The following is a 14608-nucleotide window of genomic DNA, read 5'->3' on the forward strand; positions in this document are numbered from 1 at the left end:
CACTTTTTTCCGTTTGCCGATTGATCAACGCAGACCAAATGACCGAATCGTAAAGTGAAACGGAATCGCCAGACCCCCTTGCAATGGGCAAAACCCAAGCGGACGCAGCGGACTAAAGCCCGCCCGTTCATGCTATATTTATGAGGAAAAGTGCCTGGTACCCGTGGCCGGACTCGAACCGGCAAGCCTCGCGGCGGGGGATTTTGAATCCCCTGCGTCTACCAATTCCGCCACACGGGCACTTGCACCGCCGCTCTAGCGAACCACGCGAGGGGCGTCAATCGCCCTTTGCATCTATTGACCTTGGCGCGCAGTCATGGGACCCGGGCGCATGATACGCAGCCTTTATAATTGGACCCTGTCCATGGCCAATCACCCCCGCGTCCTTTGGGTGCTGGCGGTCGTGGCCTTTGTCGAATCCTCGTTCTTTCCGATCCCGCCCGATGTGCTGATGATCCCAATGATCCTGGCCGCCCCGCGCCGGGCGTTTGTGATCGCAGGCGTGGCCACGGTCGCCTCGGTTCTGGGGGTGCTGGGCTATGCCATCGGGGCCTTCGCCTTCGAGACCATCGGCCAGCCGATCCTGGCAGCCTTGGGCAAGGGGGACGCCATGGCGGCCTTCAACACCCGGTTCAACGACGTGGGCTTCTGGGCGGTGTTGATCGCAGGGCTGACTCCCTTTCCCTACAAGGTCATCACGATCATGTCGGGCTGGACGGCCATGCCCCTTGGCACCTTCATCGTGACCTCCATCCTTGCGCGCGCCCTGCGGTTCTTTATCGTGGCAGCCCTGTTGTGGAAATTCGGCGTGCCGATCAAGGGTTTCATCGAGCGGCGCTTGGGCCTGATGTTCACTCTCTTTTGTTTGCTGCTGGTGGGCGGCTTTTTCGCGGTGAAGTTCATATGACACTGACACGTCTTCAATGGGTGCTGCTGGCCGCAGGCGGATCGACCGCCCTTTTGGCCGGGGCCTTCGTCTTTCAGGCCCTGGGCTATGCGCCTTGTCAGATGTGCCTGTGGCAACGCTGGCCCCACGCGGCAGCCATCGCCATCGGGGCAGCAGCGGTCGCCGTGCCGCACCGGATCTGGTGCTGGCTGGGGGCGGCGGCGGCGGCCACCACGGCGGCGCTTGGCGGGTTCCACACAGGGGTGGAGCGGGACTGGTGGGAAGGGCCCACAACCTGCGGCGCAGGTGTTGAAAACCTGGGCGCATTGTCCGCGGCGGATCTGATCAGCACGGATTTTTCGGGCGGCATCGTCATGTGTGACGAGGTGGCGTGGTCCCTGATGAGCCTGTCCATGGCCAGCTGGAACATACTCGCCTCGCTGGTGCTGGTGGCGTTCTGGATCAAGGCCGCACGGAAAGCGGCCTGATTTCTGCGCCGTAGCAGTCTACGCGGCGCACCCTTATTCACCGCCCTAATGCAAGGGAAATTCGCCCACCACGTTGCGCCATTCCCCCGGCGCGATCATCTTGCGGTGCGTGAATTGCACAGAATGCAGCGGCCCGTCGATTTCACGCTGCCAAAACTCGATGAACTCGAACAGGCGGGGGTAATCGGGGGCCAGATCGTACTCTTGCCAGACGAAGGTGTTGAGAACATGGGTAAAATCCGGCATGTGGTAAAACATCTGGGCGGTGGTCAGACCATATCCCTTCAGCATCAACTCTGTCTCCATCGGGTCCTCCGTGTTGCATGATACGGCCCAAGCCTGCCACGACCGTAAATTTTGTCAATAAACTGAATGTGTTAGCATCCACCTGATCCGGGTGCTATCGCCGCGACAGACAGACGTTGCACCCTATATCCAGCGTCTGCTAAGGTCGGGCCAACGAGATATAGCAGGGCCAAGCCCAGCATGGAGGCCACGTGACCGACACACCCGAAACTCCTGAAAACACTGACGATTTGCCCGTCCCCACGGGGACACAGATCTCTATCGTGGACGAGATGAAGACCTCCTTCATCGACTATGCCATGTCTGTGATCATCAGCCGCGCGATCCCCGATCTGCGCGACGGGTTGAAACCTGTGCACCGCCGCATCCTCTATGCCATGCACGAGACCGGCAACAGCCACGACAAATCCTACCGCAAGTCCGCTCGCCCCGTGGGCGACGTCATGGGCAAGTACCATCCCCACGGGGACAGTGCGATCTATGACGCGCTGGTGCGGATGGCGCAAGATTTCTCCATGTCGCTGCCCCTGCTGGACGGGCAAGGCAACTTTGGGTCCATGGACGGGGACAACCCCGCCGCCATGCGCTACACCGAGGTGCGCATGGACAAACCGGCGGCCAGCCTGCTGTCCGACATCGACCGCGACACCGTTGATTTCGTCCCCAATTATGACGGCAAGGATATGGAACCCAGCGTGCTGCCCGCGCGGTTTCCGAACATGCTGGTCAATGGGGCGGGCGGCATCGCCGTGGGCATGGCCACCAACATCCCGCCCCACAACCTGGGCGAGGTGATCGACGCCTGTCTGGCCCTGATCGAAAACCCCGATCTGGATTCCGCGCAATTGATGGAATACGTCCCCGGCCCAGACTTCCCCACGGGGGGCATCATGCTGGGTCGCGCAGGCGCGCGCAAAGCCTATCTGGAGGGGCGCGGATCGGTCATCATCCGCTCCAAAACCCGGGTCGAGCAAATCCGCAAGGACCGCTACGCCATCATCATCGACGAGATCCCCTATCAGGTGAATAAGTCCACTATGATCGAGCGGATCGCCGAAATGGCCCGCGACAAGAAGATCGAGGGCATCGCCCACGTCCAGGATGAATCCGACCGCGTCGGCGTGCGTGTGGTGGTGGAACTGAAGCGCGACGCCACCGCTGAGGTGGTCCTGAACCAGCTGTTCCGCTTTACGCCCATGCAGACCAGCTTTGGCTGTAACATGCTGGCCCTGAACGGCGGGCGGCCAGAGCAATTGACCCTGCGGGGGTTCCTGACGGCCTTCCTAGATTTCCGCGAAGAAGTCATTGCCCGCCGCACTGCCTTTGACCTGCGCAAGGCGCGCGAGCGGTCGCATATCTTGTGCGGTCTGGCCGTGGCCGTGTCCAACGTGGACGAAGTGGTCGCCACCATCCGCCAGTCTGCCGATGCACCCGAGGCGCGCGCCGCCCTGATGACCCGCCGCTGGCCCGCCGAAGATATCGCGCCCTACATCCGCCTGATCGACGACCCATCCCACACGATGAATGACGACGGCACCTATAACCTGTCGGAAACCCAGGCCCGCGCGATCCTTGAGCTGCGCCTGCAACGCCTGACCCAGATCGGTGTCAAGGAGGTAACGGACGAGCTGCAAGAGCTGGCAGGCAAGATCAAGGATTACCTCGACATCCTGTCTTCCCGCGCGCGCATCCTTGCGATCATCTCGCAAGAATTGACCGAGATCCGGGACCAGTTCGCCGTACCCCGCCGCACAGAGATCACCGATTGGTCCGGCGACATGGACGACGAGGATCTGATCGAGCGGGAGGATATGGTCGTCACCATCACCTCGGGCGGGTACATCAAACGCACCGCCTTGGCCGATTTCCGCGCCCAAAAGCGTGGCGGCAAAGGCGTCAGCGGCATGGCCACCAAGGAAGAGGATGTGATTACGACCCTGTTCGTGGCCAACACCCACACGCCGCTGTTGTTCTTCACGACCGACGGCATGGTCTACAAGCTCAAGACATGGCGTCTGCCCTTGGGCGGTCGCACCGCCAAGGGCAAGGCCCTTGTCAACATCCTGCCGATCCCCGCCGGTGTGTCCATCGCCGCCGTCATGCCCGTGGACCGGGACGAGGACGAGTGGAGCGAGTTGCAGATCGTCTTTGCCACCAGCGCCGGCGACGTGCGCCGCAACAGCCTGTCAGACTTTGCCAAGGTCATGCGCAACGGCAAGATCGCCATGGAACTGCCCGAGGGCGTCACCCTGGTCAACGCCCGCATCTGTGGCCCCGACGATGACGTGATGCTGGTGACAGCCGCCGGGCGTGCCATCCGCTTCCCCACCACCGAGGTGCGGGTGTTCCAATCCCGCAAGTCCACAGGGGTGCGTGGCATCAAGCTGGGCGCCGGGGACAGTGTCGTCTCCATGTCCGTGGTCCGCCACTTCGACGCGGATCCGGCGGAACGCACCGCCTACCTGAAACAGCGCCGCCTGATGGCCGGTGTCACCGAAGAGGTCGAGGCCGACGAGGATGATGTCCCCGCAGGTGATCTGTCCCCCGAACGCTACGCCGAAATGTCAGCCGCCGAGGATCTGATCCTGACCATCACATCCCAAGGTGCGGGCAAGCTGTCGTCTTCCCACGATTATCCCGTGCGGGGCCGTGGGGGCCAAGGGGTGCAATCCATCGACAAGGCCATGCGCGCAGGCGGCATCGTCGCGTCCTTCCCGGTGACGATGGACGACCAGATCATGCTGGCCACTTCCAAGGGTCAGTCGATCCGCTGCCCCGTGGACGGCATCAGCTTCCGGTCGCGCAGTGCGGGCGGAGTCAAGGTGTTTGACACCGGCGCCGGTGAAGAGGTCGTTTCCGTCGCATGGATCGCCGATCAGAGCGATGATGAGGCAACCGACGCCTAGGTGTGCGTTTGTATACCGTTGCGTGCTGCGACCTTTTGGACTAAACACGCCCCAACTCTTTGACCGGGAGGGTCTCGAATGGGGCGTGTGACAAGCGGCATCTTATGTGTCTTGGCGATCTGGCTTGTAGCCGCAGGCTATGCCGGGTGGCGCGATGCCCATGTCCAAGCGAGCACCCATTTGGCCGAGGCCGCAGCCCTGATCACCACGGATCGGGGCGGATTGGCCCTGGGCGAGCATCGGTTGAATATCCTGCTGGCCGTGCAGGACCCCAACTTCTGGAACCACAACGGCGTGGACCTGACGACCCCGGGCAACGGAATGTCCACCCTGACGCTGGCCCTCGCCCGGACCCAAGCGGCATCGCGCCTGACCCCCGGCCCCTTTGCCCTTGTGCGCCGCACCACATATGCGCTGGCGCTGGACGAATTGGTCCCGAAACACGCGCAGATCGCGTTGTTTTTGGACCAGGTCGAAATGGGCCATGACACGGATGGCAATTGGATCGCAGGGTTCTTCCGCGCCTCTGACGCGGTGTTCGGTCGCAAACCCCGCGAATTGTCGGACGAAGAGTTCCTGACCCTTGTGTCCGTCATGATCGCGCCCCAAGACCTGCGCATGGTCGCCCCGGACGACGTGCTGGCGACTCGCAAGGCCCGGGTCATGGCGCTGGTCCAAGGCCGTTGCGCGCCCCACGGGGTCAACGATGTGTGGCTGGACGGCTGCGCCTGACCCCTCCCCTCCTTTCCTTCAATCGACCGAGTGCCCCATGACCAAAATCAAAGTCGCGAACCCTATGGTAGAGATGGACGGGGACGAAATGACCCGCATCATCTGGCAGTTCATCAAGGACAAGCTGATCCTGCCCTATCTGGACATTGACCTTCTGTACTACGACTTGGGGATCGAGGAACGGGACCGCACGAACGACCAGATCACCATCGACGCGGCGGAAAAAACCCGCGAGGTCGGTGTCGCCGTCAAATGCGCCACCATCACCCCCGACGAGGCCCGGGTCGAGGAATTCGGCCTGAAGCAAATGTGGCGCAGTCCCAACGGCACGATCCGCAATATCCTGGGCGGTGTCGTCTTTCGTCAGCCCATCATCTGCAAAAACGTGCCCCGCCTAGTGCCCGGTTGGACCCAGCCCATCGTGATCGGCCGCCACGCCTTTGGCGACCAGTACAAGGCCACGGACATGAAGTTCCCCGGCCCCGGCAAACTGACGATGAAGTTCGTCGGCGAAGACGGCACCGTGGACGAGCGGGAGGTCTTCAACGCCCCCTCTGCGGGCGTGTTCATGGGCATGTACAACCTTGACGACAGCATCCGTGATTTTGCCCGCGCATCGTTCAACTATGGCCTGAACATCGGCTGGCCCGTGTACCTGTCCACCAAGAACACCATCCTGAAACAATACGATGGCCGCTTCCTTGAGCTGTTCCAAGAGGTCTTCGACGCCGAATTCGCCGACGCGTTCGCGGCCAAGGGGATCGAGTACCAGCACCGCCTGATTGACGACATGGTCGCCTGCGCCATGAAGTGGAACGGCGGCTTTGTCTGGGCCTGTAAAAACTACGATGGCGATGTGCAGTCTGACACCGTGGCCCAAGGCTTCGGCAGCCTTGGCATGATGGCCAGCCAGCTGATGACCCCTGACGGCAAGATAGTCGAGGCCGAGGCCGCCCACGGCACCGTGACCCGCCACTACCGGCAGCACCAAGCGGGCGAGGCGACGTCCACGAATTCCATCGCGTCGATCTATGCCTGGACCGGGGGCCTGCGCCATCGGGCCAAGCTGGACGACAATGCCAAACTCCTTGAATTTGCAGAAACATTGGAACGGGTGATCGTCGAAACGGTCGAGGCCGGGTTCATGACCAAAGACCTCGCCCTTTTGGTGGGCCCCGATCAAGGTTGGCTGACGACCATGGGTTTCCTCGAAAAGATTGACGAGAACCTGAACGCCGCCCTAAACGGCTGACATGAACGAACCACACCGATCCGTCGATCACACATTGCTCGAAGATGCGCAGGCCTTTGTCTTGGGCACTGGGCTATGCGCGCTGTCGATCCAGTTCCTGACCCACCTTGGCCTGATCACGGGCCAGACGGCGGGTTTGGGCGTTCTGGGGGCCTACGCGACGGGCCTGTCCTTCGGCACGGTGTTCTTTGTCGTGAACCTGCCGTTCTATGTGCTGGGGTATCTGCGCATGGGCGCACGGTTCACAATCAAGTCCTTCATCGCCGTGGCCATGCTGTCAGTGATGACAGACCTGATGCCCCGGTTCCTGACCTTCGACACCCTGAATCCGGCCCTTGGCGCGTTTTTGGCGGGGGCCACGGCGGGCATGGGCCTGATCGTCCTGTTCCGCCACGGCGCGTCCCTTGGCGGTGTGGGCATCTTGGGTCTGTGGCTGCAGGAGCGTGCGGGTATCCAGGCGGGCTGGGTCCAACTGGGCTTTGACGCGGTGCTGTTCACCGTGGCCCTTTTCGTGCTGCCGGATTTATGGTTGGTCTTGTGGTCCTTGCTGGGGGCGGTCATCGTGAACCTGATGATCGGCGTGAACCACCGCCAAGACCGCTATATAGGACGCTGACCCATGCCCAAAGAATACGTCTTTCTGGTGCTGGCCATCTTGACCGAGACCGTCGGCACCACCGCACTGAAAGCGTCAGAGGGCTTTACGCGTCTGTGGCCTTCCCTGATCGTCGTGGTCGCCTATGCGGCCAGTTTCTATCTGCTGGCGCTGGTGCTGCGGGTGGTCCCCGTGGGGATCGCCTATGCGATCTGGTCGGGCCTTGGGATCGTGTTCATAGCCATCATAGGCTGGCTGGTGTTTCGCCAGACCCTCGACCTCGCCGCGATCATCGGGCTGTCGATGATCATCGGCGGGATCGTGGTGATGCAGGTGTTTTCCAACACCACCGGTCATTGATCAGGGCCCTAGGCCCCGATCACAGCCTCTGCCGCCTTGATCGCGGCTTCGGCGTTTTCTGCGGATGCACCGCCGCCTTGGGCCATATCGGGACGGCCACCGCCGCCCTTGCCGCCCAGTTCCGCCACCGCTGCCTTAACCAGATCGGGCGCTTTGACTTTGTCCAACATGTCCTTGGTGACCCCCGCGGCCACCGCTGCCTTGCCGCCTGTGTCCGCGATCAGCAGCACCGCACCGGACCCGATCTTATCCTTGTGGGCGTCGATCAGCCCGGGCAGGTCCTTGCCCGACACGCCGGTCAGCACCTGCGCGATGAAGGGCACGCCGTTCACGTCCCGGGCCTCAGGCTCTGCCGCGCTGCCGCCGGACATGGCGAGGTCCCGGCGCAGTTGTGCGACCTCCGCCTGTAGGGCTTTGCGTTCGTCCAGCAGGGCCTTGACCCGGTCCGGCACATCTGCGGGCTGCGCCTTCAACGCGCCTGCGACCTGCGCCACCCGGGCGTCTTGCTGGGCCAGATAGTCAAAAGCCGCCGCCCCCGTCAGCGCCTCGATCCGCCGCACACCCGAGGACGACGCACTGTCGCCCAAGGCCACGAACAGACCGATATCACCCGTTTGCCTCACATGGGTGCCGCCGCATAGCTCCAGCGAGTAGGTGTCGCCACCCGTGCCCTTGCCAGAGCCCTCCAAGGCCCCCATAGACACCACGCGCACTTCGTCGCCGTATTTCTCCCCGAACAACGCCTGCGCCCCAAGGCTCCGCGCATCATCCGGTGTCATGATCCGCGTCTCGACCGATGTGTTCTGGCGAATATAATCATTCACCTCAGCCTCGACCTGCTTCATCTCGGCTGCACTCAGGGCCTTGCCGTGACTGAAATCGAACCGCAGGCGGTCATCCGCATTGAGCGACCCGCGCTGCGCCACATGATCCCCAAGCGCCCGGCGCAACGCCTCGTGCAGCAGGTGCGTAGCGGAGTGGTTGGCCCGGATTGCCGTGCGACGGTCATGGTCAACGGCCAAAGCCGCGCCCTGCCCGGTCTTGACCGCGCCCTCCGTGACCTCGCCCACATGGATGAACACACCCGCCACCTTGCGCGTATCCGTGACGGTGATGGTCGCGCTCTCGGTCTTGATCGTGCCCTGATCACCCACCTGCCCGCCGCTTTCGGCGTAGAACGGGCTTTGGTTCAGGACCACGCTCACCGCGCCTGTCGCAGTCTCCACGAGCGTGCCGTCTTGGACCAGCGCAGTGATCACGCCCTCGGCCACCTCAGTGTCGTAGCCCAGGAATTCCGTGGGGCCATGCTGATCCGCGATTTCCAGCCAGACCGTTGCGTCTGCTGCGTCGCCTGACCCGGACCACGCGGCGCGAGCCTTGGCCTTTTGCGCAGCCATGGCGGTGTCGAACCCCTCCGTGTCCACGGCGCGGCCCTTTTCGCGCAGGGCATCTTGGGTCAAATCGAGGGGGAAACCGTAGGTGTCATAGAGCTTGAACGCCGTCTCGCCGGGCAGGTCCGCCGCATCGTCCAGCCCTGCCAACTCATCATCCAGCAGGCGCAAGCCCCGGTCCAGCGTGGTGCGGAACCGCTCTTCCTCCAGGCGCAAGGTCTCTGTGATCAGGGCCTGGGCTTGGGTCAACTCGCCGTAGTGCTGGCCCATCTGGCTGACCAAGGCGGGCACAAGGCGGTGCATCAACGGATCGCTGGCGCCCAACAGATGCGCATGGCGCATGGCCCGGCGCATGATCCGGCGCAGCACGTACCCTCGCCCTTCGTTGCTGGGCATCACGCCGTCGGCAATCAGGAAAGAGGTGGACCGCAAGTGATCCGCAATCACGCGGTGATGCACATTCTTGTCGCCGTAGGGATCAACGCCCGTCGCCTGCGCCGACGCCTCGATCAAGGCCTTGAACAGGTCCGTGTCGTAGTTGTCATGGCTGCCTTGCAAAAGCGCACCAATCCGTTCCAGCCCCATGCCGGTGTCGATCGACTGCATGTCCAATGGTTTAAGCGAGCCATCCTCGAACTGTTCGTTCTGCATGAAAACAACGTTCCAGATTTCAATGAACCGGTCGCCATCTTCCTCAGCCGAGCCCGGAGGCCCGCCCCAGATGTGATCGCCGTGATCATAGAAAATCTCGGTGCACGGACCGCAGGGCCCCGTCGGCCCCATCTGCCAAAAGTTGTCGTTGGTCGCGATGCGAATGATCCGATCCTCGGGCACACCGACCTTTTTCCAAATCTCGAAGGCTTCGTCATCGGTATGGTAGACGGTGGTCAAAAGACGGCTTTTATCGATGCCGAATTCCTTGGTGATCAGGTCCCATGCGAAAGGGATTGCATCTGACTTGAAGTAGTCGCCAAAGCTGAAGTTGCCCAACATCTCAAAGAACGTGTGGTGCCGCGCGGTGTAGCCCACATTGTCCAGATCGTTGTGTTTGCCACCCGCGCGCACGCATTTCTGCGAGGTCGTCGCGCGCACATAATCGCGCCGTTCCTGTCCCAGAAAGCAGTTTTTGAACTGCACCATGCCCGAGTTGACGAACATCAAGGTGGGATCGTTGCGCGGCACGAGCGGTGAGCTGTCGACAACCGTGTGCCCTTGCTTTGCAAAGTAGTCTAGGAATGTGGACCGGATATCATTCAGGCTGGCCATTTGGCGGCTCCGCTTCGCATTTTCAGTTGAAACGGATGTAGCGGCGCGCCCCGTAGGTGTCCATGGCAAGCACAAAAAAGGGCGACCCGAGGGCCGCCCGTTTGTCAGATCGTCATTGCGCTAGTCGTCAACGACATCGGCTTTATCCGCGTGTGACATGTCGAAGTCCAACCCGTGGGCGGCGCGGATTTTGTCTTCGATGTCCAAAGCGACCGCCGTGTTCTCCCGTAGGAAGGTCTTGGCATTCTCGCGACCCTGCCCGATCCGCTCGTCCCCGTAGGAGTACCAAGCGCCGGACTTGTCCACGACGCCCGCCTTGACGCCCAGATCCAACAACTCGCCCATTTTAGAGATGCCTTCGCCATACATGATGTCGAATTCCACCTGTTTGAAAGGTGGGGCTACCTTGTTTTTCACCACCTTCACACGGGTCTGGTTGCCGACCACTTCATCCCGGTCTTTGATCGCACCGATGCGGCGGATGTCCAGACGAACCGACGAGTAAAACTTCAGCGCATTGCCGCCGGTCGTCGTCTCGGGCGAGCCGAACATAACGCCGATTTTCATCCGGATTTGGTTAATGAAGATCACCGTGCACTTCGTACGCGAGATCGACCCGGTCAGTTTCCGCATCGCTTGGCTCATCAAGCGCGCATGCACACCGACGGAGCTGTCGCCCATGTCGCCTTCCAACTCCGACTTCGGGGTCAGGGCTGCGACCGAATCAACGATCACCATGGACACCGCGCCCGACCGCACCAGCGTGTCTGTGATCTCAAGGGCCTGCTCGCCGGTGTCGGGTTGCGAAATCAGCAACTCGTCCAGATTTACGCCCAACTTCTTGGCATATTGAGGGTCCAGAGCATGTTCGGCATCCACAAACGCGCACACCCCACCCTTTTTCTGCTCTTCAGCGATGCAGTGCAGGGTCAAGGTCGTCTTGCCCGAACTTTCGGGGCCATAGATTTCAACCACACGCCCCTTGGGCAAACCACCGATCCCAAGCGCGATATCGAGCCCCAACGAGCCCGTGGACGTCGCGTCGATCTCTTGAGCGGGGTTGTCGGCGCCCAACTTCATGATCGAGCCTTTGCCGAACTGTCGTTCGATCTGCGCCAGCGCCGAGTCGAGCGCCTTTTGCTTATTGTCAGAGCTTTTGTTTGCCATATCGAGAAGGTTCGCCGTTGCCATGTTTCATACCCTTATTTCATAGGCAGCGCTGCGCGGCAACGCGACCTGTGTTCTATTCTTGTTCCACCCATGTATCGGATCAAAACAAGAACATTTCAAGTTAATTCTTATAAAGGTAGTGTTGGTCGCATTTCCTTAATAAGATGTTAGTGTTGGATATTTGCATCCAAGATGAAATCTAAGGATTTGTTTTTGCTTGTATTTTGGAAGGCAAAACTGGTGCTGTTTGCGGTACCTAAGACCGGAACAACAGCTCTAGAGGCGGCTTTGGCGCCTAAGGCGGACGTCGCGATTCTCAATCCTCCCGGATTGAAGCACTGTAATGTCCAGAAGTATCGACGCGAGCTTTCGGATTTCGTCGAGAACAAAGGCAAGCAGCCTATGGAGAAGATGGCGCTTGTGCGGCATCCAGTTGATTGGCTGGGCAGTTGGTATCGGTACCGCAGTCGCGCACAACTGAACGGGCAGCCCAATTCAACCGCTGGCATTTCCTTTGACGCGTTTGTCGAGGCATGGCTGTCAGAGGCGCCTGAACCTTTTGCCGCCATAGGGTCGCAAGCACGGTTCCTTGGGGCGTTGAATTCGGGCAAAGCAAAAGTAGATCACCTTTTTCAATACGAACAGCTGCAGAAAGCGGTTGCGTTTTTGGAAGCTAGAACGGGCTACACGATCGCTTTGGACCGGCGCAATGCGTCGCCCGAGCGATCTGTGACACTGGACCCCAACCTGCGCAAGCGCCTGGAAAACGAGCGAAGCGTTGAGTTTGAGGTTTGGGATGCAGCGCGCAAATAGCTCGATTGGCCGTCCATCGCGTATTCGAGCAAGGGCTAGTGCAGTTGGTCGTGCACCGTGTTTGTCAGCTCACTGAGAGAGAACGGTTTGGGCAAGAAAACCGAGTTCGGAACGGATGAACGATCTGCACCAAAGGTCTCTTCAGCATACCCCGATACGAAGACGGTCTTAACGCTTGGACGGTCTTTGAGCGCGATCTTGACCCAAGTTGGCCCATCCATCCCCGGCATCATCACGTCGGTCACAATCAGGTCAATCGCCAGAGTTTTGTCAGTCAAAAGTTCAAGTGCGTCTTCAGCTGATGGCGCTTCGAGAACGTGAAAGCCCCTCAGTTGCAACGCGCGGGATGCAAAGGCGCGTACGGGGGCTTCGTCCTCAACCAAAAGCACCACTTTGTTACCCTCTGCCAACTCAACCTTAGGCATGCGGTGGGTGTGCTTCGTCTCATCGTCGGGTTGCGCCTCTGGAGGTGCGACGCGACGCGGTTTTTGCTTTACCGGTGCTTCACTTGGTCCTTTTACGTCCTCATCCTCGGCAAACGCAGGGAAATAAAGGGAAAAAGTTGCCCCTTGCCCGACTTCACTATCGGCAAAAATGAAACCACCCGTCTGTTTTACAATGCCATAGACCATTGAAAGGCCAAGGCCGGTCCCCTCGCCCGTGCGTTTTGTGGTCACAAACGGTTCAAAGATGCGATTCAAATTGTCCGGCTCAATACCGACGCCCTCGTCTATGACACGAATGACGACGTACTGACCGGGCGGTACAGTTACTCGATCTCTCTCCAGCGGCGTTTCGAGATACTCACATCGCGTGTTGATGCGAACAACGCCTCCGTCCGGCATGGCGTCCCTCGCATTGACGACAAGGTTCATCATCACTTGTTCCATCTGCCGCCGATCGGCACGCACGGGCACAACTGCAGGATCGTGCGCGACCTCTAAGGTCACTCGTTCGCCAACGAGCCGGTTTAAAAGATGGGTCAGATCACCGAGGGCATCATGCAAATCAAGGCGCTCAAGCTGCAGCGTCTGCTTCCTGGAAAAGGCCAAGAGTTGCCCAACAAGAGCTGCCGCACGATTGGCATTCTGCGTGATCTGCACAAGATCGCCGTAGTCTTCGTCTGTTTTGTCATGCCGCAGCAGCAATAGGTCACAATGACCGGAGATCGCGGTGAGCAGGTTGTTGAAATCATGGGCCACCCCGCCCGCCAATTGACCAATAGCCTGCATTTTCTGGCTTTGGACAAACTGGGCCTCCAACGTTTTCAATTCCGTGGCATCGTTCAAAACGGCCAAGATCGTGGAGTTTCCGGCGGTCACCACGCGGCCAAGGGTCACTTGCAAGAACTGATCCGGAACGGCGCCCGTGACACGCATCACCTCTGACCGATTGAGACCTCGGCCACGGCTAGCCTCGGCTATCCAATCCGTGACGGAGCGACCAAGCCCTTCCAGCATTGATTGCAACTTAACACCGGGTTGCAAAACATCTGGCAAAAGCTCCAACCCCAAACGATTGGCACGCAACACTTCTCCCGAGGCGGAGAGGTAAAGCACCGGCACGGGCAAACCGTCGAAATCTGCGCTGAAATCCGCGTCCAAATCAGCGGCGCCCTCGCTGGCCGGTACCAAATACACCTCTGTCCGGCCACCTGGACTGTCGATCTTAAAGATGCGCACCAACTCGGACTTGTCGCCTACGCGCAAGGCATGAAGCCCACCATGTTCAAGAGGCAGATCGTCAAACAGCTCGCTCAGACGTTTGCACCGCTTGCCAAGGGCATTGAGCAGTGGATCGTTCATATGCAAAATGATCCCGGACCGGCTTACGGTCATCATCGGCATGGACACCGTTTCAGCAGCGACGCCACGCCCCATCAGGCCCTCATCCAGACGCCAGAAAAATCCATCCTCTTTTTTCTGAACTGAAACCCGCAGCTGTCCGGTGCGGGCAACGATATCTTCACGCGCAAAACCATTGTTTTCTGCCCTGGCCCGTAACCGCATGATCACAGCATCGGGGTTGGCCAAAAGGTCGCGCAGGGCAAGGCCCATCGTCGCGCCTTTCTGAACGCCTACGCGTTCAAGGGCCGCCCGATTTTGGAAATAAATGGCCCCGTGCAGGTTCGTTAAAAAACTAAGCGCGGTGTCGTGTTCCACCATCTCCATGATGGCGTTGCGGGCAATACGCTCTTGGCGATCCCTGCGAAGGTGGTCAATCAAGGCGAATGCCGCCACAGACAATACGGTCACCCCAAGCGCCCACAGACCTGTTTGTTCTACGAAGCCCGTCTGAAACTGGCCCAGCACCAGCATCGCAAGGGCGAATACGACTGCGGGCAATACAACGGGCCGCAAGCGCAACAAAAGCTGCCTGCGGGCCTCTTTCTGATCTGGGCTGATTGTCAGGGCCAAGGAACGCTCCACGCTAACTACGTGTC

12 protein-coding genes and 1 tRNA gene are annotated in these 14608 nt (G+C 60.2%); 8 read left to right on the top strand and 5 right to left on the bottom strand.

What is annotated here, in order from left to right; all coding sequences use genetic code 11:
* Positions 1-155 precede the first annotated feature (155 nt).
* Positions 156-240: transfer RNA gene (locus tag ACZ1G0_RS10195), tRNA-Leu, on the bottom strand.
* A gap of 91 nt (positions 241-331) precedes the next feature.
* On the opposite strand from ACZ1G0_RS10195, the gene ACZ1G0_RS10200 reads away from it, so the two are divergent.
* Entirely contained in the window at positions 332-907 is a 576-nt protein-coding gene (locus ACZ1G0_RS10200; RefSeq protein WP_472736846.1) for a YqaA family protein, read from the top strand.
* Positions 904-1374, top strand: coding sequence for a disulfide bond formation protein B (locus tag ACZ1G0_RS10205; RefSeq protein WP_472736847.1), 471 nt, complete (start codon positions 904-906; stop codon positions 1372-1374). Before ACZ1G0_RS10200 ends, ACZ1G0_RS10205 begins: the two co-directional genes overlap by 4 nt.
* A 45-nt stretch (positions 1375-1419) precedes the next feature.
* Here ACZ1G0_RS10205 and ACZ1G0_RS10210 read toward each other — a convergent pair whose 3' ends face one another.
* Positions 1420-1680, bottom strand: a complete 261-nt coding sequence (locus ACZ1G0_RS10210) for an usg protein (protein WP_472736848.1) — start codon at positions 1678-1680, stop codon at positions 1420-1422.
* Between the two features lie 191 nt (positions 1681-1871).
* Between ACZ1G0_RS10210 and gyrA the strand changes: the two genes are divergently transcribed.
* The 5 genes from gyrA (at position 1872) to ACZ1G0_RS10235 (ending at position 7525) form a co-directional block, all read left to right on the top strand.
* The gene (gene gyrA, locus ACZ1G0_RS10215) at positions 1872-4586 is read left to right on the top strand and encodes a DNA gyrase subunit A (protein WP_472736849.1); all 2715 of its coding nucleotides are present in this window, start codon (positions 1872-1874) and stop codon (positions 4584-4586) included.
* A gap of 78 nt (positions 4587-4664) precedes the next feature.
* Positions 4665-5318, top strand: a complete 654-nt coding sequence (locus ACZ1G0_RS10220) for a transglycosylase domain-containing protein (RefSeq protein WP_472736850.1) — start codon at positions 4665-4667, stop codon at positions 5316-5318.
* 37 nt (positions 5319-5355) lie between these two features.
* Positions 5356-6570, top strand: coding sequence for an NADP-dependent isocitrate dehydrogenase (locus ACZ1G0_RS10225; protein WP_472736851.1), 1215 nt, complete (start codon positions 5356-5358; stop codon positions 6568-6570).
* Between the two features lies 1 nt (position 6571).
* The gene (locus ACZ1G0_RS10230) at positions 6572-7186 is read left to right on the top strand and encodes a YitT family protein (protein WP_472736852.1); all 615 of its coding nucleotides are present in this window, start codon (positions 6572-6574) and stop codon (positions 7184-7186) included.
* Between the two features lie 3 nt (positions 7187-7189).
* On the top strand, positions 7190-7525 hold the full coding sequence (locus tag ACZ1G0_RS10235; protein WP_472736853.1) for a DMT family transporter: 336 nt from the start codon (positions 7190-7192) through the stop codon (positions 7523-7525).
* 8 nt (positions 7526-7533) lie between these two features.
* On the opposite strand, the gene alaS is transcribed toward ACZ1G0_RS10235, so the two are convergent.
* Together alaS and recA are read right to left on the bottom strand one after the other, a co-directional pair.
* Positions 7534-10182, bottom strand: coding sequence for an alanine--tRNA ligase (alaS, locus tag ACZ1G0_RS10240; protein ID WP_472736854.1), 2649 nt, complete (start codon positions 10180-10182; stop codon positions 7534-7536).
* 120 nt (positions 10183-10302) lie between these two features.
* On the bottom strand, positions 10303-11373 hold the full coding sequence (recA, locus tag ACZ1G0_RS10245; RefSeq protein WP_472736855.1) for a recombinase RecA: 1071 nt from the start codon (positions 11371-11373) through the stop codon (positions 10303-10305).
* A gap of 171 nt (positions 11374-11544) precedes the next feature.
* Here recA and ACZ1G0_RS10250 point away from each other — a divergent pair, with 171 nt between their 5' ends.
* Complete coding sequence (locus tag ACZ1G0_RS10250; RefSeq protein ID WP_472736856.1) at positions 11545-12165, top strand: gamma-glutamyl kinase; 621 nt, start codon at positions 11545-11547, stop codon at positions 12163-12165.
* 35 nt (positions 12166-12200) lie between these two features.
* On the opposite strand, the gene ACZ1G0_RS10255 is transcribed toward ACZ1G0_RS10250, so the two are convergent.
* Positions 12201-14483, bottom strand: a complete 2283-nt coding sequence (locus tag ACZ1G0_RS10255; RefSeq protein ID WP_472737793.1) for an ATP-binding protein — start codon at positions 14481-14483, stop codon at positions 12201-12203.
* Positions 14484-14608 lie beyond the last annotated feature (125 nt).

This window comes from Thalassobacter sp. HA4-2 (assembly GCF_055693705.1).

Coding starts and splice junctions, on each gene's coding strand:
- ACZ1G0_RS10200 (WP_472736846.1), top strand. CDS start 332: ATGATACGCAGCCTTTATAATTGGACCCTGTCCATGGCCAATCACCCC.
- ACZ1G0_RS10205 (WP_472736847.1), top strand. CDS start 904: ATGACACTGACACGTCTTCAATGGGTGCTGCTGGCCGCAGGCGGATCG.
- ACZ1G0_RS10210 (WP_472736848.1), bottom strand. CDS start 1,680: ATGGAGACAGAGTTGATGCTGAAGGGATATGGTCTGACCACCGCCCAG.
- ACZ1G0_RS10220 (WP_472736850.1), top strand. CDS start 4,665: ATGGGGCGTGTGACAAGCGGCATCTTATGTGTCTTGGCGATCTGGCTT.
- ACZ1G0_RS10225 (WP_472736851.1), top strand. CDS start 5,356: ATGACCAAAATCAAAGTCGCGAACCCTATGGTAGAGATGGACGGGGAC.
- ACZ1G0_RS10230 (WP_472736852.1), top strand. CDS start 6,572: ATGAACGAACCACACCGATCCGTCGATCACACATTGCTCGAAGATGCG.
- ACZ1G0_RS10235 (WP_472736853.1), top strand. CDS start 7,190: ATGCCCAAAGAATACGTCTTTCTGGTGCTGGCCATCTTGACCGAGACC.
- alaS (WP_472736854.1), bottom strand. CDS start 10,182: ATGGCCAGCCTGAATGATATCCGGTCCACATTCCTAGACTACTTTGCA.
- recA (WP_472736855.1), bottom strand. CDS start 11,373: ATGGCAACGGCGAACCTTCTCGATATGGCAAACAAAAGCTCTGACAAT.
- ACZ1G0_RS10250 (WP_472736856.1), top strand. CDS start 11,545: ATGAAATCTAAGGATTTGTTTTTGCTTGTATTTTGGAAGGCAAAACTG.
- ACZ1G0_RS10255 (WP_472737793.1), bottom strand. CDS start 14,483: ATGCTGGTGCTGGGCCAGTTTCAGACGGGCTTCGTAGAACAAACAGGT.